Source organism: Salmonirosea aquatica (assembly GCF_009296315.1).
In the GTDB taxonomy this organism is placed as follows: domain Bacteria; phylum Bacteroidota; class Bacteroidia; order Cytophagales; family Spirosomataceae; genus Salmonirosea; species Salmonirosea aquatica.
The window spans coordinates 6,027,666-6,046,352 of sequence record NZ_WHLY01000002.1; the positions used below are offsets into that span (position 1 = coordinate 6,027,666).

15 protein-coding genes are annotated in these 18,687 nt (G+C 47.0%); 2 read left to right on the forward strand and 13 right to left on the reverse strand.

Annotated elements, in window-relative coordinates:
- Positions 1 to 241: 241 nt before the first annotated feature.
- The 3 genes from GBK04_RS31180 to GBK04_RS26210 form a co-directional block, all read right to left on the reverse strand.
- Positions 242 to 391, reverse strand: coding sequence for a hypothetical protein (locus GBK04_RS31180; RefSeq protein ID WP_373331366.1), 150 nt, complete (start codon positions 389 to 391; stop codon positions 242 to 244).
- A gap of 142 nt (positions 392 to 533) precedes the next feature.
- The gene (locus GBK04_RS26200) at positions 534 to 1,073 is read right to left on the reverse strand and encodes a plasmid pRiA4b ORF-3 family protein (protein WP_152764891.1); all 540 of its coding nucleotides are present in this window, start codon (positions 1,071 to 1,073) and stop codon (positions 534 to 536) included.
- Positions 1,074 to 1,480: 407 nt separating this feature from the next.
- Positions 1,481 to 1,921 carry a S24 family peptidase gene (locus GBK04_RS26210; protein WP_152764895.1) on the reverse strand — a complete coding sequence of 147 codons (441 nt, stop codon included), beginning with the start codon at positions 1,919 to 1,921 and terminating at the stop codon, positions 1,481 to 1,483.
- Positions 1,922 to 2,038: 117 nt separating this feature from the next.
- Between GBK04_RS26210 and GBK04_RS26215 the strand changes: the two genes are divergently transcribed.
- Both GBK04_RS26215 and GBK04_RS26220 read left to right on the forward strand, forming a co-directional pair.
- The gene (locus GBK04_RS26215; protein ID WP_152764897.1) at positions 2,039 to 2,317 is read left to right on the forward strand and encodes a type II toxin-antitoxin system RelE/ParE family toxin; all 279 of its coding nucleotides are present in this window, start codon (positions 2,039 to 2,041) and stop codon (positions 2,315 to 2,317) included.
- 50 nt (positions 2,318 to 2,367) lie between these two features.
- A complete protein-coding gene (locus GBK04_RS26220; RefSeq protein WP_152764899.1) occupies positions 2,368 to 2,655 on the forward strand; it encodes a HigA family addiction module antitoxin in 288 nt (95 codons plus the stop codon).
- Positions 2,656 to 2,916: 261 nt separating this feature from the next.
- Here GBK04_RS26220 and GBK04_RS26225 read toward each other — a convergent pair whose 3' ends face one another.
- From GBK04_RS26225 to GBK04_RS26265, 10 genes are all read right to left on the reverse strand, one after another.
- Positions 2,917 to 3,588 carry a toll/interleukin-1 receptor domain-containing protein gene (locus tag GBK04_RS26225; RefSeq protein WP_152764901.1) on the reverse strand — a complete coding sequence of 224 codons (672 nt, stop codon included), beginning with the start codon at positions 3,586 to 3,588 and terminating at the stop codon, positions 2,917 to 2,919.
- Between the two features lie 137 nt (positions 3,589 to 3,725).
- Positions 3,726 to 3,872: a hypothetical protein gene (locus GBK04_RS31185; RefSeq protein ID WP_373331367.1), complete on the reverse strand. Its 147-nt coding sequence runs from the start codon at positions 3,870 to 3,872 to the stop codon at positions 3,726 to 3,728.
- 313 nt (positions 3,873 to 4,185) lie between these two features.
- On the reverse strand, positions 4,186 to 5,574 hold the full coding sequence (locus GBK04_RS26230) for a TRAFs-binding domain-containing protein (protein WP_373331368.1): 1,389 nt from the start codon (positions 5,572 to 5,574) through the stop codon (positions 4,186 to 4,188).
- Positions 5,571 to 5,966, reverse strand: a complete 396-nt coding sequence (locus GBK04_RS26235) for a TIR domain-containing protein (protein ID WP_152764903.1) — start codon at positions 5,964 to 5,966, stop codon at positions 5,571 to 5,573. Before GBK04_RS26235 ends, GBK04_RS26230 begins: the two co-directional genes overlap by 4 nt.
- A 399-nt stretch (positions 5,967 to 6,365) precedes the next feature.
- Positions 6,366 to 6,932 carry a hypothetical protein gene (locus GBK04_RS26240; protein WP_152764905.1) on the reverse strand — a complete coding sequence of 189 codons (567 nt, stop codon included), beginning with the start codon at positions 6,930 to 6,932 and terminating at the stop codon, positions 6,366 to 6,368.
- A gap of 53 nt (positions 6,933 to 6,985) precedes the next feature.
- Positions 6,986 to 8,170, reverse strand: coding sequence for a TIR domain-containing protein (locus GBK04_RS26245; RefSeq protein ID WP_152764907.1), 1,185 nt, complete (start codon positions 8,168 to 8,170; stop codon positions 6,986 to 6,988).
- A gap of 69 nt (positions 8,171 to 8,239) precedes the next feature.
- Positions 8,240 to 11,119 (reverse strand): CHAT domain-containing protein, encoded by a 2,880-nt coding sequence (locus GBK04_RS26250; protein ID WP_152764909.1) that lies wholly within the window; start codon positions 11,117 to 11,119, stop codon positions 8,240 to 8,242.
- Positions 11,116 to 13,692: a DUF7379 domain-containing protein gene (locus GBK04_RS26255; RefSeq protein ID WP_373331369.1), complete on the reverse strand. Its 2,577-nt coding sequence runs from the start codon at positions 13,690 to 13,692 to the stop codon at positions 11,116 to 11,118. The genes GBK04_RS26250 and GBK04_RS26255 overlap by 4 nt, the downstream gene beginning before the upstream one ends.
- Before the next feature lie 22 nt (positions 13,693 to 13,714).
- Entirely contained in the window at positions 13,715 to 14,428 is a 714-nt protein-coding gene (locus tag GBK04_RS26260) for a hypothetical protein (protein WP_152764913.1), read from the reverse strand.
- An 80-nt stretch (positions 14,429 to 14,508) separates the two neighbouring features.
- Complete coding sequence (locus tag GBK04_RS26265) at positions 14,509 to 18,003, reverse strand: nSTAND1 domain-containing NTPase (RefSeq protein ID WP_152764915.1); 3,495 nt, start codon at positions 18,001 to 18,003, stop codon at positions 14,509 to 14,511.
- Positions 18,004 to 18,687: the final 684 nt, after the last annotated feature.

The following is an 18,687-nucleotide window of genomic DNA, read 5'->3' on the forward strand; positions in this document are numbered from 1 at the left end:
CAAAAGGGATCAAACACGCCCATTTGGTTTCAAGAAACAAGAGCTCAGGGGTGGTATGGTTCGGGAGCAATTCATTCAACGGACTGAACGTCTTTTTGTCTTCGCCATAATACCTGGGACTCTCAAAGGCGATATCGCCGAATAGGGTCTTGAGCTTGACCGTATAGTTCCCATTTTTCCGAAGCCCTTGCAGGCCCTTGCTTTTGATAAAAGCGCCCAGTTGCTTTTCGACGATGGACTGCTACATGTTCTTCAATAGCTGCTTTGATTCGCCAATGGTCATCCCGATGCTTTCAAAAGTATCGAAGGACTTATCAAAGGTGAAAATTTCGTCGGTGCAAGCGGTTTCGTTTTCCCCGGCCTCACACACCAGTTGGAGTTTGAATTTCATGATCATCAAGGTTATCAGGAAATGTAATCTTTGACTTTACGCACCGTATTGATGAAGGTATCACAATTTTTGGCCTGGTCGGCCACGCCGTTTTACGCCCACTGATACCTAAACGTAGATATTGATACAGAAAGTGGACCTCTCAGTCGTCGAAATATTCATCGTATCCACCCAGTGTTATCCAAAATTTATCGTCACCCTTTTTTTGATACAGTTTTGCCAAAGCCCTGTTCATTTTCTTCTTATCGAACACTTCGCTTCGATGCTTTAGATACCACCAGGGCGCGTTATCCAGTTCGAGGTCTGGAACCTCCCCCCTGTCAATGCTCTCCATTACATTCGATAACGTTTCCTGGATCCAGCTGAACTGGCCGATCAAAGCATCCTGGTAGGCGTAGGGGCCACCGACGTCTTCCGGAGGGCAGGCCCTCCGCCCAGCTGTGCAAATTGGGTGGTGGTACCCTGGCCTGGCGTTCTCAACCTTCTCCACCCGAACCTCGTGTTGCCAGTAATCGCCGAAATCATACACATAGGAGAATTTATCGCCAGCCCTCAGACCTAAATCTTTAATAAAAATCTCACTGGGGTCATCACGATAATAGGTGCCTCCTTCATAGGCAATTCCATAATCCAATCCCCAGATATGAAAAACGTGTAAATGCTGATTTTCCCAGCCCATCATCAACGGTCCGCCATCGCGGTTGTATTAAATGATGCAGCTCAGCTAGGTGGGTATTGCCGACAATGATAAAGCGCCGGTAGATCATCGGCGATATATTCAGGATGTGTACCTTAAAATGATATATGGCAGTTCGAGGATCAACGGCAACTGGCTGGATGACATCTTTTGCTTGCATGACAAGGTCATGACAATCATGACAAGGTGGGGCTGCAAGGGTTTGAATCCTTATCAAGTTACCAAAGAATCAATTGCTCCACACTTTTTGATGCACTCGCAAAAATCCGTTCACAGGAACAGTAAAAATTATTGCAGTCGAGCAGGCCAAACCATTGCATCAGTCGCGCCGAAAATTGCGGCTAAATCCTTTGACGACCCCGAACACGCGCAAATCATCATATTCTTGTATTTCAATAAGTGCAAAGAGTGGATTCCGGGACACGAGAAAGAGCCGTTTCCCTTCCCGCTTTATCATCTTGGCCTTGTACGGACCCATTGAGGCAGCAAACGACAACATCGTTTTCCCGATAGTTTAGGCTTGTATCCACGATCAACAAGTCATTTTCAGAGATACCCGCGTCAATCAAGGAGTCACCGACCGCTTCCACCAGAAAACAGGCGTGTTTGCGTATCTGGTGATATTCATTCAGATCGAGGCGGGTTTCTATATAGTCATCCGCAGGGCTGGCAAAGCCCGTGGTGCTATTGCCACATTCCACATTGATAGCGAATTTGGGCAGCCGGACGGGTGCGGAATGGGTGATACCGTAAAAAATGATCTCGTCAAAGTGGTAAGGATGAACGCTCATAAAATTGCCTTTGGAGTGAATATTATATGCGAATTGTGTCATATTTTTCGACAATAGCAATTAATTCCTAGAAATTATATTTTACTTGTATTATATTCCTATGATCTTTAAGGAAAATAAATCTTGTAACACGTAACGTTATGTGTTATCATTGTAAGCATGATTGAAAGTTTTCGGCATAAGGGGCTAAGGCTTTTCTTTGAGGATGATAATCCGTCAAAGCTGCAAGCGCACCACGTTGAGAAGATACGGCGGATTTTATACCGCCTCGATGAAGCCGAAACGATTGATGATTTGAATGTAGTTGGCTGGGGCTTACACCCTTTGAGTGGAAATTACAAAGGGTTTTGGTCAGTCAAAGTAAATGGAAACTGGCGAATCATATTCCGTTTTGAAGACGGAAACGCTTATGACGTTGATTATTTGGACTATCACTAACAGGAGGAAGCTATGATTAAGAGAGGTATGCGCCCCCCCATCCTGGTTCTATGATCCGGGACATTATTGAGGGCTTACGCGAGGAAACAGGACAGACGATCACAAACCGGGAAATTGCCGAAGGCTTGGGCGTGACCCCTAAAACCCTGTCGAATATCCTGAATGAACACCAAGGCATCAGTTCTGAAATGGCTATACGCCTAGCGGAAGCGTTCGGCTCACGGCCTGATTTCTGGTTAAAGTTGCAGGTCGATTATGAACTGTGGAAGGCCGAAAAGAAGATCAATAAGTCTGACATTAAGCACTTTTGGAAGCCCAAAGCGTTACAGCCTGCCTAAGAGTATGACTTTTTCCTAATCCGGGCTTTGCAGATTTTTCTTTTGAGCCGTAAAAGCGTCATGTTATTCCTTTACGGGGATCAAGGTCTGGCCGTTGTCTTGCCCGGCCCATTCTCGCCACCAACTACTATTTTCGCCAAGCAGAGCTTTCCCCGCCCCACCAAAATAGCAGCCGGTTTGTTCCTCTAGATCTCGGCTTATCAGCCACCGTAGCTGACACATTTGGGCATAACATAAGTAATCATGCATATCATATATAAGCTAATATAGAAGGTAAGCAAACAAACCTGAATAAAAAGCAATTCCTCCAAGGAACATTATTACAATGATAGAATATCCACTATTAGATTCATAGACTGCATCTTCCATATTTCGAGTAGCAGTACTATATTTATAACCAGCCTTTTCTAGGTTATCCTTTAACTCTAAAGTGAGGTCGTGGCGAAACGCTGGTGGTATATGAAAAGGTTGTGTAACATTTCTTAAATCTTGAAGCTGATGAATTAAAACAGCCAGATCGCTACTTGAATCAATTTGAATTACTTTCTTTCGATGACTTCTTGCTAATTCCTTTTCTTGTTTAATCCAGTCACTTTCATTATCAGGATTTATTTGTATCATGGCAAAAGATGCATCAATAAAATCATAAATAGAGTCGATAGGATCCTGGAAAGGATCAAATGGATTCCACATAAAAACACTAAATTCAAACTCTTTGAGTGTTCTTTCAACATTTAAAGCAAGTTCTATATCAATTTCCCTATAAGCTATGAATACAATATTAGTTGGAGCATTTTTTCTTTTTTCTTTCCATTCTCTTTCTACTTTATTCATAGATTTTGGTATTTGTATCATACAAGCAATAAAGGCTCCTATTGATAGTACACATACACACATACATATTAAAAATAGGATAAAGCGTAAAGTTTCCATATCTATCGAGTATTATACAGGAAATTTTATTAGCAGAAAACTAGCTTTTAAATGGATTTGCGCCGCCGTTGTACTATCTTTTGTATTAAGGTTTTTTTCTGTATTTGCACCAGATTAATAAGCCTTTTTGCATGAAATTATGCGAAAAGATCTTCATAGGCTTCTTTTACTGACATATCTACAAATGCAAAAGGGGTATCAGGATTAACTCTTTGCCCAGTGAATAAATTACGAGAAGTTTCGTCCTCGATTGCAAAAGCAATAAAAACAATTTTCTTGTCCATATGAATTATCCTTTTTATTATAAATCCAAATATACATTGAATTATTACTACATGAAAACTCTTTTCATTAAGATGTTTACCATATTTTACAAACGTATAACCAACATAGAAGAATTGAAGCGGGCAGTAACCAACTATTCCAGCAAAAATGATTATTGATCAAAATAGAGTATATTGCTAATATGGGTATTTAATCAGGGCTTTCTTATAAAATCATTTGCTATTTCATAAACTGAATCGGGTTCTGTAATCGGCAAACAAACTCGGTAATTTAAGCGACCATATTTTTTGGGTTCAAAGTTTTCAACAATTGCTATTTAGTAATTGAATGTTTGAGAAGAACTGTTTCTATTTTTTCAATCCAACCGGTATCAACACCCTTTTTTTGCTTACCAGTTATAATTAATCTCAAGTTCCGAGCTGTCGTTTCCGGCTCCCAGATTTCTCTAATCGATGCTAATGCTTTACCTAAATAAACCCCAGCTTGGTACTCATCATTATTTAAAACTGCGAGTTCAACCAAAGTAGCATAGTCCCAATAATCTGGCTTACCACTTTCGATACGTCTTTCCACTGAATACTGTACAATGGGTAGTATCTTTTGCAACTTATCATCTGGAAATTTCTTTAAACTCATTAAAGTAACAGCATTTACACCAGGATACGCATCTCGCCAATCTGTTTCAAAACCCTTGGCATAGGCATCGACAGCTTTGTCCAGTAATCCTTCCGCGAGTATATCATCTCCTGCTTCTGCTGCTTGCTGCCATCTATCTTTATAAACTCTTCCCAGAAGGCCAAGTGTTTCACTGCTTGGACCGCGTCGTTCAATTAGTGCCAGTAAAACTCTTTCAGCATCTTTACTCTGACTATTTCTATTCAATGCAAAAGCATACTGCTCTTGCACTAATACCGTGTCGACCAAGGGTCTTGGCATAATTAATACCAGGCGTATCATTTCACGCCAAGCTTTTACTGCCCTGTACGATAGCAATAGATCAATTACAACACCCGCTTCTAAATCCTCAATGCTACCTGCTTCATTTTCTATTTCTTTTATTATCTGCGTTTTTTCAGTTCCACTGACAGATTCCAAATTACGGGCATCAAACAATTGCTTTTTCTTTTCTTTTGAATAGGTTACCTTCTCCCTAAATACGTCGGTCTTCGTATGGTCTATATTGGGATAGTCTTCCACCAATTGATATAAGGGGCTATCAGTAAATTTCACATTCTCATGATTCTTCGATTCTTTTTTTGCATATATAAGCAATTTTACAATTTGGTCTATATCTCCATCAACGTTTGACGGCCGTCCACTGGAATCGACTTTGTATGGATAGGCTCTTAAAGGGGCTACGTCAAAGGGTAACCGTGCCCCTTCGGCATATAAGAGTATCGTACTCCAAGGACGTACAGCATGCCGCAACCCAAGTTCATAAAAAACATTTGCATTGGCAGTTGTTAAATCAGCGATAGCAAATTCACATAGAATCAACCGTTCGAGCATGGGTTTATGAATTATGCCACCACCCATTTCTTCATCTGCACGTATAGAATCAAAGCCTGCCTTTTCAATGGCCGGCTCAATCAATATCTTATATATTTTATCAAAATTAAAGGTATTGCCTGAACTGTCTGTTTTATTACCGAATGGCATCAAAACAAAGCATAGTGGTTCGTTCATTAATATCTGCTTCATCTACCAATTTGTACAAAAAGCTTTTCAATATCCCAATCAAAGGGAATAATACCCAGATTGCTCAGAACTGCCGGAGTTATAGCGGTGTTCATGTCTTTTAGCCTCATGGCCAAAATTGTTTTGCCTTCTTCTGAGGCTAATCGAACTTCCCAAGGTACCCACTTTCTACTTCGAAAAGTATTTTCTCCGATTAGGCACAAACAAACGTCACATGATTTAATTTTTGGACGAATTACACTTTTAATGTAAGCTTCCTCTTTACTATCAACTGACTCTCTCAAAGAAACGTCATCCATTTCAAAGGCAACATTCTGAAAATGAGATAAACCTCTGAGAGCCCAAACTTTAAGTATGTCTTCACTTTTGAAGGAAATAAATGTTTTTTTTGGCATGAGTCTGATATGTTTTAGGTAAATTTTCAATGATAGTAATTTGCCTCTTGTTGGATTAAACCTATTTTCTCCATTTTTGAAATATACTAATAAACTATATTTAATGCTATAAGCAGTGCTGTAAAAGACCCTGGCTGGCAATATCGCTAACTTCTGCAAATCTAGCCCTACCTTGCTAATCCATGATTGAAACCTTTTCTTGCTTTGCCATGAGTTGGATTTAACTCAGCAGCTATAAATAACCAAGTGTTTATTTGTTTAATTTCAGCACACTATATACCCGACACCGATCCAGTGAAGCCCATGATTAAAATACCTTGATTAAATCAAGGAAGCAGGCTACTGGAAATCAAGCGCAGGCACTTTTCGTCCCAGCCACTACTGTTTCTAACCAGCCTTTCACGCCGGCAATTCATACACATCTATTATCACGGACTTCGCGCCCCGCGCCTGAGCTTGGGCAACCATATGCTCGGTGCCTCCACCGGCGTCCCCTGCCTTTCCATCCCACAAAGCAATCAATGTCATACATTCACCACCTTTCGCCAATGCCTTGTGTAGCATCCAAAGGTTGGCTCGCTCCCAAATGGAATCATTCGTTTTTTTACTAAGCCAGGCCGGGAGGTCTTTGCTTTCGGAAAGCACTTCGGTCGGTAGTTTTTGGCATAGTTTATCAAAACGCTCCACCCACCTGGGACCGGCAAACTGAACCGATTCCTCTAAAAATTGATCACGGGGAAGTGCCAGGTAAAGCTGAGTAGGTATATCGAGTTCACTGCATACCTCATGGAAAAGAATATCGCCCCCACAGGCTCCCCCGGCCAAACCAATCAGCGAGCTGGCCCTGATGTTCTTTTCCTTTAGCACCGCCCGGTAAATTGCTCGTCGGGCGCTTTCCTCTTTCTCGGGCGGGAAGCGGGGATTAGGTTTACCATCCTGATCGACCCTTCCTTGTTTATCGATCATGTGTCCTGTAAATAAGAGGAAATGCGTTTTTTCATTCATTCGATACAGGTCTTTTATCTTGTCCCGTCGGCAATTTTGTCTTCTGCTACCTCTTCCGGCTGCCTCACTCGCAAAGCCTTTATATGCTCGATGACCGTAGTGATACTGTATTCGTACTTGTCAATATCAAAATCCATCCGATTGTAATGGCCATACATTTTCTGAAAAAGGGCCGGGATCGTGACCTTTTCTACTGCTAAGGGCAAAATCGGAACCCCGTGCTTATGCGCCGTTTCCAGTTCCCAGTCGGCTACTTCAGAATTCAAAATTTCCTTATCCAAGACTATTATAAATGCCCTCGCATTTTTTATGCTTCTCTCCAATAATTCTTTCCAGATATCACCTGTCCTAATTTTTTTTGTGTCAACAAACGTACTAATACCACTTTTAATAAGTGATTGAGATATTTTCTCAACCAAATCGCTTTGCTGTCGCTGGTAGCTGATGAATACTGATCGTGGTGAGTCAAAAAGGACAAGGTCTTTATCGACATTCCACTCCCATTTTTTTGGCGAACCCTCGTACGATGATTCCGTACTTTTACTCTGCTGTTGGGTTATATAATCAAAAAGCTCGGAGAAGGTTATTTTGCCATCCCTATTTGCATCGATGTAGTCACTTTTCAAGCCTTTTATTATAGTATTAGTGAATACCCCACCTTCCTCAGTTTCCATCGCCATCTGATTTTCGTCACCCGCCGTGAGCGCCACAAGGCTTTTGGGTAACCCTCTGTTATTATTGAAGAAAGCCCCGCTATGGCAAGTATCGATAACGATGATGAAAGTTTCGCATTCGGATTTCCTGAACTGGGAAAGGACAAATTCTGATTCCATACAGGTGGCATCCTGAAACTTATACTCGGAATCAGTAAACAGTAGATAAAATGATTTATCCGCGCCCAATACCCCCTTCCCGGAATAATAGAAGAAAACGATATCATCTTTCATTGCCTTTATACAAACATCAGAGATTGCACGCCTGGCATCAATCAGTAATGGGTTGGTCAAAGAGGTCACCTCAAAACTGCTTAATTCTGAATCTCTGAGTATTGTGCTGAATTTTTCAACATCCTTTAGGACTCCCCCTAAATTACTAATTGCCGGATCATTGAATGTTTCGGTGCCAATAAGCAGAGCATACTTATTAACCACATACTTTTCCTCTTTTTCAAGCTTAGCTCCTGTTTCCAAAAATCCCATGTCATATCACTTTTTTTTGTCAATAAACTGTATTCTAATAGCTTGTAACAAGACAAATTGTCAATGACCTCACCCAATCGCCTCCAGTTCACGCCTCAGCCGCACAACCAAATCCAGCACCTTCTTTCCCTTTTCCCCTTCTATCAGTCCATACAAGTCGATCAGAAAATCCAGGTGTTCCAGCTCTCCCAGCCGATTGCCCTTGTGGCCTGTGAATTTCCAGACCTCCTCGTAGGTTTCCTTGACCGCGCTGTACGGGGTTTCTATGTCACCCAACAGCATGAGGACCAGCCGGAGATTGGCTTCGGCGATGCAATCCCAAAAACTGGCCTCCTCCCGCTCTTTTTTCAACTGCTGTTCAAGCTCTTGTTTAACCTGAGCGATTGCGGCCTTGGCCCTTTTTGGGAGATTGTTGAGGGTTGAAAACGATTCGATGGCCTCCCCCCATTTTCGGGGACCTGCCTGTACCAGGGCATTCTCGATGGCCAGCCAGTTGGACAGCGAGTAATAGCGGTTGCCATTGTCCGGTTTGTCGGTGGCTTGCCGGTAATACCCGGCCGAGGTTTCGTAGGCTTTCGTTTTTTCAGTGCTGTTGCTGATTAGGCCCAGGCGCTTATAGGTGCTACCCAGCAAATTTAGACGCTCATTGGTACAGCCCAATCGGTTCAAGGCATTGATCTCTTCCGCCGCCAGCTGGATTTCCTCCAGGCACTTGTCCCGTTGTCCCGGGTCTTGCTTGAATTTTTGTACGGCAAACTTGGCGCGAACGCTGCAATACTTTTCCCAGGCGGAGAAAGAGAAAACAGGGTTTTCGAGAGTACCCAGTTTCCCGAACATCCCGATGGCCTCCTGGTACATCCCCATCCCCGAGTAAAGCAACGCCTGCAGCTCGGTGATTTTGCCACTGCTGATCTTGGTCCGTTCCATGCCCAGGGCGATGCCTTTCATCTTCTTTTGAAAAACCTCCACCTCATAGCTGCCCGTATCCAGTTGATTCAGCATATTGCCCAGTTCGATTTCAGCTTCTTCGGGAATAATGAAGGTGTACTCATAGCTCTGAATATGGGCCTGGCTTGTCAATCTGTAAAACGGATCGCCGTAGCACTGGTAGGCCCCCCAGGTGTTGTTGCGGGTGCCATGGTTGTCAAAAATGGCCTGACGGGCTCTTTTGACCGACTCGCCGAAAGTATCTCCGGAGAACAGGCAGTCATAAAATTTTTCGGCAAATTCCAGGGCCGTCGCGTCGCTGACCGCCCAGCCGGCCACCACCACCGCCTTTACCCCGATTTCGATCAGCCGGGTACCGATGTTAGCGGCTAGCCGGTAAGGTTTCGGTTGGTCCTCATTCGAAATGGCAGCCATTTGTCCCAGGTAGCAGCAGTTGACAAATACCAGTTCGGGCACCCCGCTCATTTGCCTGATGTCGTCCGGCGTCAGGAAGGAGTCCCTGCCGATGAGCATGCCGGTTTTTTTGTCCGGCCCAAATTCAAAGGCCCCGTGACCGGCCAGGTGGATGATTTTGTAGTCCTGGCCCAGAAGTTCTATCCGTATCTCCGCTGATTTCTGATGGGACGAGTGGACCAGGTCGTACCCATCCGCCTTCAGACGCGCCGCAATTTTCCCTCCCTCGCTCCGGGCTCCGGGCAGTTGTCCGAAATAGCCCTCCAGGTTGGGGTCGGCAATAACCAGGGCGCTTTTGTCAATGACCGAGTTGATAACCCGGCGGAAGTTGGGTGTGGCCAGTTGGCGGATCATCCCGGCGTTCACACTCAATGGTTTTGCATTGGTGGTGCTGTCCTGCAGGAGCTCCCAGGGAAAGGCCGCAGTCAAGGAGTCCAGTTGCCAGCTTATGTTGTTTTGTCTTTTTACCTGCTGCTTGAAGTCGTTGGGAATGAGCATCTCGAAAATGACCTTGGCTAGCCTGGGCGTCCATTCATCCTTGACCGAGACGGCATCCAGTATCCTGAACAGATCGCGGCTGTCGGTGGTGAGGCTGGCCTCTTCTATGCGGGCGGCATCAGTGGCAACTGCAAATTTCAAACCCTGCCGTCTTCTGTCCAGATTTTCGGGATCATCGTAGGGCTGGACATTGATTCGCGTCCACCAGTCCTGGGTATCTTCCACCGGAAGCCGTCCGCGACGGCCGGGCAGTAACCTGATACTGTTTCCGGTCCGTTTTATGCTCAAGACCTTGTTCTCCTCTTTTTCGAGTACGCTCACGGCCTTCACGCAGGCCAGGGCCCGGTCCGTGTAGAGCTCGATGAATTCGACGGCCTCGATCACCCTTCCAGTTTCCCGGTAGGTGGCGAGCACTTTCTGATTGGCGTTCTGAATCGCCTGCAGGATGGCGCGTACCGCCCCCTCGATGCTCAGCCCTCCGTACCCGGAGCCCACCAGTAGCGCCGAAATGCCGATCGTTTTCGGTTTCATTGCCGGTTCAGTCGTTGTACCGGAAGATTTGCCAATCAGATTTACCAGGTAGTTGGATACGCCCAGCTCTATGGTGTTCATCAGCAGGAATTCATTGAGCCCACCCTGTCGGCCCAGACCTACCACAATCACCCCTTTGAGCCCGCCCAGATTCTTGGTTTCCAAATAGGTGTTGCTGCCGATCGGCCCTGGGTACAGCCCGAGTTGTATGCGTCTGCTCAACTCCCCGTTAAGGGACTGCTCAACGGCTTTTTCGGCCGATAGGATGCCGTCCCGGTCGAAATGCCCGATCAGGAGCGGGTACCGGGCGTATTTGAGGTGACCGTTGCTGACCGAAACGATGATGGGCGACTGGCCCGGGACGAAACTATCGGGTGAAGTGCGCAGCCCCAGCAGCACTTTCTCTACGCTGTCGGGCGACAGGTCGAAGGTGGCATCGGTCTTTGCGACCGTTTCGGTATCCAGTCCACGGAAACTGGGCTGAGTTTGTGGCAGCTGACTGGTTCTTCCCGTTTTCAACAGATCGGCGATGCCCCAAACAGGACTGAATCATTGGCGAGCTCACCGTGTGTCACTTCCGAGAAATACACATTCCTTTCGTCTGCTATTGCTTTCGGGATGCCGCTGGCCCAGGTGACACTGCCGTCTCCCTCCCGGGTGGCGAGGAATTCGAGTGTTTCGCGGGGGCCGAAGAAAGTCTCCCGCTTTCTGATGCGGTAGCCGCTGATGGTCTGGTCTTTTTTTCCGGCCAGACCCGCGATGTAGATGGCTTTGGCATAATCGGGGGTACTTTTCAGCACCTCACTGCGGTAGGTGCTGAACTCGGCCAGTACGGTGGCGTCAGGAAGCGGCCACTCCTCATCGCCGAAGGCTTCGGCCATGCGCTGCCAGGTTTTGGCCAGGGCGAAGTCATTCTCTTTATCTTTCTCGCCCCTGGCCTCATTCAGCGGCAGCAGACTCAGAATGCCCGGAAACCGGGTAAAGATCCTTACCAGACTTCGCTTGGAATTGGCCAGGTCAAGCGTGCTCACGGTGTGGATGATCGAATCCTCGCCAAACAGGATGTAGGGGATCCTGAACGAGCCGCCCAGCGGAGAACCCAAAAAAAGTAGCCGGAAATCAGCATATGCATTCAGCTTCGACCAGGTGTCCTGGTATTTGCTGTTGACCATGAAATCCCGGATCACCAGGCCGCCCATCGAGTGGCCGATCAGCTTGATGGGTTGCTTGTATTGCAGCAGCTCCACCACTTTGCTGTTCAAAGCCTCGCCACTTTGCGGTATGCTCAGCCGCCAGTCGTAGGGGAACACGACCACATCATAGTCCGGACTCAAGAAATCGGTTAGTTTTTTGTAGGATGCTTCCACCACCGAAGGAGCCATGATGTTGCGGTTGTTTTCATCGCTGTGTTCCAAAGAGGTGAGGTCACCCCGCAGAATGCTCAGGTAATTGACCCAAACCTGTTGGTCCTGAAAGGTCAGGTTGCTACCCATAATGCCCGGCAATAGAATCACGATCGGCTTTTTGCCCGATACGGGTACCGGGAACAGTCTTCCCTTGGGATTGGTGAGGCTGATGTTTCGTATTTCGGTCGCAGTGTAATCCCGGTCTGTCAGGGATATGAAGCCCGGAACCGGATTTACCCCCTCACTTTGGATTGCCTCCCGGATCGCGTCCCGGGTCGGTTTGTTGGCAAAGTAGTTGAAATGTATCACCTGCGGCCCTTCGTCCAGGTAGTATTGCGACCTGTCCGTGCCTCGTTTGGCCCCGTTGAACATCGACCGGGTGTTCACGATCAGGTCGTTGGGCCCCATATTGAACAGCTTGGTAAGGATGGAGACAATGGCCGACCAACGAAACGTCACCTTGTTGTTGCCTGAAACCACCAGCAGAGGGGTCGTGATTTCCAGGTCGGGGGTCGGATTGTTAAGAACCTGGATAAAGGGGGAGTCAGGGTTCTGGACTTCCAATCCGGGCAGCACGTTCGGATTGTTCTTGATTTCCACCGCCGCCGCCAGCAAATTTCTGAACGCCGTATGGACTTCCCCCTCTTTTTTCAGGGCCAGGCCAATGAGGTTGAACACCACGTTCAGGAATACATCCAGCCGTTTGGAGGCCAGGATGGCTCCGTTGGCCGGGCAGGCCACCCGCACGAACTTTCCGATGGTGATGGTCTTGGCCCGCATCACTTCCCTGATTTCTTCGATCAGCTTCACGTCCGCCGCCCTGCCGACCCGGTTGAGGTAGGTGGTTTCTTTGTCCGAAAATCCGCGGCCCCCGGAATTCTCGATGCAGAAACGGCAGAGGATATCGCCGACCATCCCGCCTCTCGACTGGCTGAGAAGGTGCAGCGTGGCCCTGGCGGGAAGTTGCCTGACCAGTTCGAGGACGTTTTGGAGCGGACTCTTGGTCAGGCTTTCGTGTTCGAAGGCGAGGACATTGGTTTCTCCGTAAGTCTCAAATATCGTATTCCAGAGGTCGGTGGGTTTGCCTTCGGGATTAAGCGCCGCAAAAGTTTGGCGGGTGGAGGCGGCGGTGCCGTGCAGAAAAAGAAAGTACGTGCCGTCCTCTTTCACTTCTTTTTTATGCAGGGTGAAGTCACGCTTCAACCCCAGCAACCCGCGTTGCTTGTCGAGGGCTTTTTCTTCAAAATCGGTGGCAAGCTTACGAATGATCTCATCCAGTTCGGTCGGCAGGTTCTCGACATTTTTCCTCCCGAATATTTTCAGGAATTTCACCAGGACCTTTTTCAGGCCGCGCTGCTGATCAACTAGCACCAGTTCGGTCGGAATCAGAACGGGGGCATTCTCCACGCCATCGACCGTTAGGTCGCGCTTTTCCTGCAGTGCCACTTCATCAAACAACTCCCCCAGATCACCCTTCGTGCAGAGCCAGACCGTGTCGTCGTCAAACTCGAACTGTAGCACATCCCCTACCTCCAAATCAACTGGTACTGGTTTAAGGTCTTCCCCGCGTTTGACTTCCTGAAAGCTGAATTCTTTTTTTAGCTCCAGGTGTTCTTCCCCGAGCGTGGAGAGGAGATTTTCTTTTTTTGATTCAATTGCAGGAACTAATATCCGGGAAGTAGCCATGGGAAGGGAGGGAAAAAGGTGATTAAAGATCCGTATCGGGCGTGGCAGGTATTTCGAACTCAGCATCGCCCGGTGCCGTCAGGTCCCGGGTCAGTACGTTGACTCCGCCACCGAATAGTTTCAGCTTGAAGAGTCCCAGCGCGATAACCCCCGATTTTCCCTGCACCTTCAATCCCAGTTCTTTGGTGGTACCAACCTCTACCTCAGCGTTTCCCAGCTTCAATTCTTTGAGGGCCTGCGCATTCCCCCCGAAGGTAATTTCCGTACCGGCCGATAGGGTGGAAATGATGAGCGGGTCAACGGCCTCGAAGGTTTGAAACACCACCTTCCATTTTTTTTCCCATCCATCGGTGTCCTTCAAACGGTTGGCTACCTGCTGCGTGTTCTGGATTTCGTTGACCCGTATGGTGGGTGCTTTTATCAGGAATGATCTTTCTTTCTGAAATTTGAAGGCAATCTTGGCATATATTGCTCCAGCTGGTATGACATCTACCTCGGCTCCACCGGCAAACTTGGACACCAGTGTATCAGCCGAGGTAAAATCGAGGCTGGCATCGGGCCCGGTAGCGCGCTCGAAGGCGACATCGAACTCAGCGATATTGCCCATCTTGATGAAAACCCCATCAGAAAAAATCCCGTAATCGCCCAGTTTGAAATTGTTCGTAACGGGTAACCAGGCAGCATATACGTTGAGCTGGTTCTGGATAAGGTCGTTGAATTGGTTAGGTAGTCCCATGGTCTTGGTTGGTTGGATTGGTGAGTTTTGGATTTAGGGTTTTTTTGGAAGAAAAATTGCTGACCAGCAAAGAGATAAGTTTAAAAGTTTTCTCTAATTAATTTAATTCCTGGATTGTTTTTACTGAGTTTTTCATAGTCCACTTTTACATCTGATGGTACAATCAGCTCTTCCAGGTTTTTAAATTTATATATTTGATCTTTTAAAAGATTGAATTCCTTTGATCCTAGTTCCAGTACTTTAGGACTTTGTATTCTCTCCAGGCCGCTTAAGCTACTCAGGAAATCGTTATCATAAACTGAAAGCGATTTCAGGCGCGTCAGCTTATCCAATCCTTTCAGGCTGCGCAGGGAATCGTTAAATGAAACCGTTAGCGATTTTAGACTTTTCAGATTCTCTGGAATGCGCAAGCTGCGCAGGGAATCTTTATGAAAAACCGTCAGCGATTGCAGGCTCGTCAACTTCTCCAGGCCGCTCAAGGAATTGTTACCTGAAATTGTCAGCGATTTCAAGCCCGTCAGCTTATCCAGTCCGCTCAGGGAAATGTTACCATAAACCGCCAAAGATTTCAAGTCCATCAGCTTTTCCAGACCGCTCTGGCTGAGTAGGGACTCGTTACCTGAAACTGCCAGTGATTTCAAGCCCGTCAACTTCTCTAATCCGTTCAGGCTGCGTAGGGAATTGTTACCATAAACTTTCAACGATTTCAGGCCCGTCAACTTCCCCAGTCCGCTCAGGCTGCGTAGGGAATAGTTAAGACCAACAGTTAACGATTGCAATCCCGTCAGCTTTTCCAGGCCGCTCAGGCTAAGTAGGGATTCGTTACCTGAAACCATCAGCGATTGCAGGCTCGTCAACTTCTCCAAGCCGCTCAGGGAATTGTTACCATAAACCGTCAAAGATTTCAGGCCTGTCAACCTCTCCAGACCGCTCCTGCTGAGTAGGGAATTGTCACCATAAACTGTCAACGATTTCAGGCCCGTCAGTTTCTCCAAGCCGCTCAGGGAAACGCTATTTGAAACTGTCAGCACTTCCTGGCCGCTCAGGCTAAGTAGGGATTCGTTACCTGAAACCGTCAGCGATTGCAGGCTCGTCAACTTCTCCAGACCGCTCAGGGAATTGTTACCATAAACCGTCAAAGATTTCAGGCCTGTCAACCTCTCCAGACCGCTCCTGCTGAGTAGGGAATTGTTACCATAAACTGTCAACGATTTCAGGCCCGTCAGTTTCTCCAAGCCGCTCAGGGAAACGCTATTTGAAACTGTCAGATATTTCAGGCCCTTGAGCTTCTTTAAAACGCTTAAGCTGCGCAGGGAGTCGTTATCTAAAATCCTCAGCGATTGCAGGCCCGCCAGCTTCTCCAGCCCACTCAGGGAAAGGTTACCATCGATCATCAGCGAGTCAAGCGAGGTTAAATCTTCTAAGAATGACAGATTCTGCTCGCTCGTGCCTTGTACACGCACATAATGTAAATGGTGTAAATAGTGTAATTTAGTTTGAAGCAAATGAATGTTACTCTTGTTTATGTAAAGAATGTGGATTGAGTCTAAATGCCCTCCGGAAGCTTCCCATAGTGAGTCCAGAGGCGGAGATTTGAAAACTTTAATAAGTTGATTTCTTTGATAAATAGGGTACCCCACCCAAGTGCCAAGTAATATTACTAGAAACATAGCTAGTGCAATTCCAGCATCCCTACGGTACCGAGTTCTGCTTTTTTGGATAAAGACATCGATGTCCCCATTCGTAAGATCAGGATTGCTGCTGCGCCAGGCCTTCGCTTTTTTTAGCTGCCCCCAGCCCAGCGTCGGCTCATTTCCTTTTTCAAACTCTGCTGCTTTATCCCGGAGTTTGTCCAGGTAAGCGAATGCCTCTCGCCGGGCGTCAATCCAGCCCTTAAGCAAAGGCCATTCTCGGATAATTGCCTCATGCAACACATCCACCTTATTGCCATCCACCGTAATGAGCCGGGCTTTTTCGCCGCTTAAATCACCAAGAATAGCTTCTACTTCATTGGAGTCAAAACCACTAATCGCAAGCAGTTCTTCTTTACCGGCGGTGCGCCGCACATCTTCTCTTCCGTCACTAATCTCAACTAGATGCGGTACGAATATCCGCCGGATCAGGTCGAGTTTGCGGGAATCGGTTCGGTTGGTGGTCAGATTATCCACTACTTGGTCCGCGTGTGTCTGAATGATACCAGCCAAATCCTGGTTTTTGGAGATTTGGGCAAAATCCGTTAAGGTTATCTGGCGGGCGTCCGGTGCTATTTGCTTCCAGAGCATATCCAGCGTAAGCTGCAAAATCGGGAGTTTGCCGTGTACTCCCCGCAGCGCGTGGATAAGCTGTTTTTCCAGATCGGGGTCTACTAGCACGCCGGCGTTCAGGGCTGATTTGGAGATGATGTCTTTGAGAACCTGGTTGTTTTTCCAGTCCTCTCCTTCCTCAAGGCGGATGGGCGGCAGAGTAAAGTTTTGGCTCTCGAGCAAGGATTTAAAGCCCGGATACGCCCCAAAGTGGGTGTAGTAGTCGCTCCGCAGAGAGAGCAGCACCACGGCTTTTTCGGTCTCGATGGCCTGGGTCAGATTGGCCAGAAAAGCCGTGCGGCGCTTTTCGTATTTCTCTTTTTGGGTTTTGTCATCCGTTTTGGGATGCTGGGTGAGCACCTCTTCGAACTGATCCACGTACATCACCCAGGTAGCGTTCTGCTCTTTTATCGTGCGCAGCAATGCATCCGGGTCCCGGAGTACCCTTTCCTCAAAGGCGAGGGAATCAGAAATAAGCCCTTCCCTTCTTACTGTAGTCGATAATTCCAGCAGCGGATCGGAACCGGGCTTCAGCGTAACCCGCCTCCACTGCCCGCTGCCCTGAAACTGACCCTTCTTGAGCGCCGCTAGGATACCCGCCTGCATAAAGGAAGATTTCCCCGAGCCGGACTCGGCTACGACGGCCAGAAAATTGTGGTTTTTGATAGAAACATGAAAGCGGAGTTTGTCGTGAAAGACCTGGTTAAGCTCGTAGGTTCGGCCAAAGAAGCGGGAGTCATCGTCCACCTGAAAGCTTTGCAGACCCTTATAAGGGTTTTCGCCCCTCTGGCTACTTCCATTCTTGTCGGTAGAAGCCCGCAGGCCTTTGACAATTTGGGTGTAGGCGTGCTGGTCGTTCGGATCGGCATACTGCACCCACTGGTAGTTAACCAACACCCAATCCGGGGTATAGGCGGTTTTTTTGCTGATGGAGGGCAGCGCCACCGGAATAATGTGATAAGGGACTTCCGGTGTGGACGTTTGCTTGCTGGCAACGGTAAGTACTTCTTTGGCCTGCCAGGGTCCAATGCCTTCCTCCCCGATTAAGATCAGGGCGGCAGTACTATGCTCTATTCCCTCCCTAATGGTATTGGACCAATCGTCCCCGGCGACAATACTTTCCTTATCAAAAAACAGCGCGAAGCCGTCGCGCGTCAGATTAGCGGCGATTGCCTCGGCAAATGCCCGATTCTTTGAATTGTAGGAAAGGAAAACCTTCATCCGCCGGTTTTGAAAAAAGTAGGTTGCGACAAAAAGGAAAACGAGTTCCATGTGGCCTTATTTGAAGAGTCAGCTTACCTGTTCCTTTCCTTATCCCCCTTACTCAAAGGCTGCTAATTCCGGTATCCGGCGCGATGGCATGAATAACTACCATCAAAGTACTAACCTGCTGGTGATTTAATGATAGGAGTGGCCGAAAATTTATCAAACGGTATACATTTTTGGATCGCTCAGCACTCTTCTCCAAAAAATCAGGCTCATACATGGTGTTAATTTTTAAATTTAAAAAAGGCAAAGTTTTGTGTTCAGGACTATTACCTGTTATACTTCATCAAAAAACCTCTTAAACAATTCTCCCAATAGCATTCAGCTTTCTCAAAATCTGGAAGTGTATCTTCTTAGATCTGATAGTTTAAGGTACCATGCCAGAACAGTCTCACTGACCGTTCGTTTTTAGGATTGATGACTTGCTGGACTCTCTCGAATTTTAAGCCTTTTAGATAATTTAGTTTACCGGCACAGTAAATATGCTTGACTTTCACGACAGTACCAGCCGGCATAGCTAAAGTTCTGGCTAATGGGCCGTATGTATATATTACATGAAAAAGGTCAATAAGTCATGTTAAGAAAGGCGCCCTATCTTTTTGAGCTGGACCTACTTGTTGGCCCCTATTTTTAGGGAAGTTTTCAAAGCGAATGCCGTCACTTGACAGGGGTTCAGAAAGGTATGGCTTT

What these genes read in the sequence shown, in the direction of transcription:
- GBK04_RS26245 (WP_152764907.1), bottom strand. Translation starts at nt 8,170, where the DNA reads ATGGGATTTTTGGAAACAGGAGCTAAGCTTGAAAAAGAGGAAAAGTAT.
- GBK04_RS26200 (WP_152764891.1), bottom strand. Translation starts at nt 1,073, where the DNA reads ATGATGGGCTGGGAAAATCAGCATTTACACGTTTTTCATATCTGGGGA.
- GBK04_RS26265 (WP_152764915.1), bottom strand. Translation starts at nt 18,003, where the DNA reads ATGGAACTCGTTTTCCTTTTTGTCGCAACCTACTTTTTTCAAAACCGG.
- GBK04_RS26260 (WP_152764913.1), bottom strand. Translation starts at nt 14,428, where the DNA reads ATGGGACTACCTAACCAATTCAACGACCTTATCCAGAACCAGCTCAAC.
- GBK04_RS26220 (WP_152764899.1), top strand. Translation starts at nt 2,368, where the DNA reads ATGATCCGGGACATTATTGAGGGCTTACGCGAGGAAACAGGACAGACG.
- GBK04_RS26240 (WP_152764905.1), bottom strand. Translation starts at nt 6,932, where the DNA reads ATGATCGATAAACAAGGAAGGGTCGATCAGGATGGTAAACCTAATCCC.
- GBK04_RS26215 (WP_152764897.1), top strand. Translation starts at nt 2,039, where the DNA reads ATGATTGAAAGTTTTCGGCATAAGGGGCTAAGGCTTTTCTTTGAGGAT.
- GBK04_RS26210 (WP_152764895.1), bottom strand. Translation starts at nt 1,921, where the DNA reads ATGACACAATTCGCATATAATATTCACTCCAAAGGCAATTTTATGAGC.
- GBK04_RS26225 (WP_152764901.1), bottom strand. Translation starts at nt 3,588, where the DNA reads ATGGAAACTTTACGCTTTATCCTATTTTTAATATGTATGTGTGTATGT.
- GBK04_RS26230 (WP_373331368.1), bottom strand. Translation starts at nt 5,574, where the DNA reads ATGAAGCAGATATTAATGAACGAACCACTATGCTTTGTTTTGATGCCA.
- GBK04_RS26235 (WP_152764903.1), bottom strand. Translation starts at nt 5,966, where the DNA reads ATGCCAAAAAAAACATTTATTTCCTTCAAAAGTGAAGACATACTTAAA.
- GBK04_RS31185 (WP_373331367.1), bottom strand. Translation starts at nt 3,872, where the DNA reads ATGGACAAGAAAATTGTTTTTATTGCTTTTGCAATCGAGGACGAAACT.
- GBK04_RS26255 (WP_373331369.1), bottom strand. Translation starts at nt 13,692, where the DNA reads ATGGCTACTTCCCGGATATTAGTTCCTGCAATTGAATCAAAAAAAGAA.
- GBK04_RS31180 (WP_373331366.1), bottom strand. Translation starts at nt 391, where the DNA reads ATGAAATTCAAACTCCAACTGGTGTGTGAGGCCGGGGAAAACGAAACC.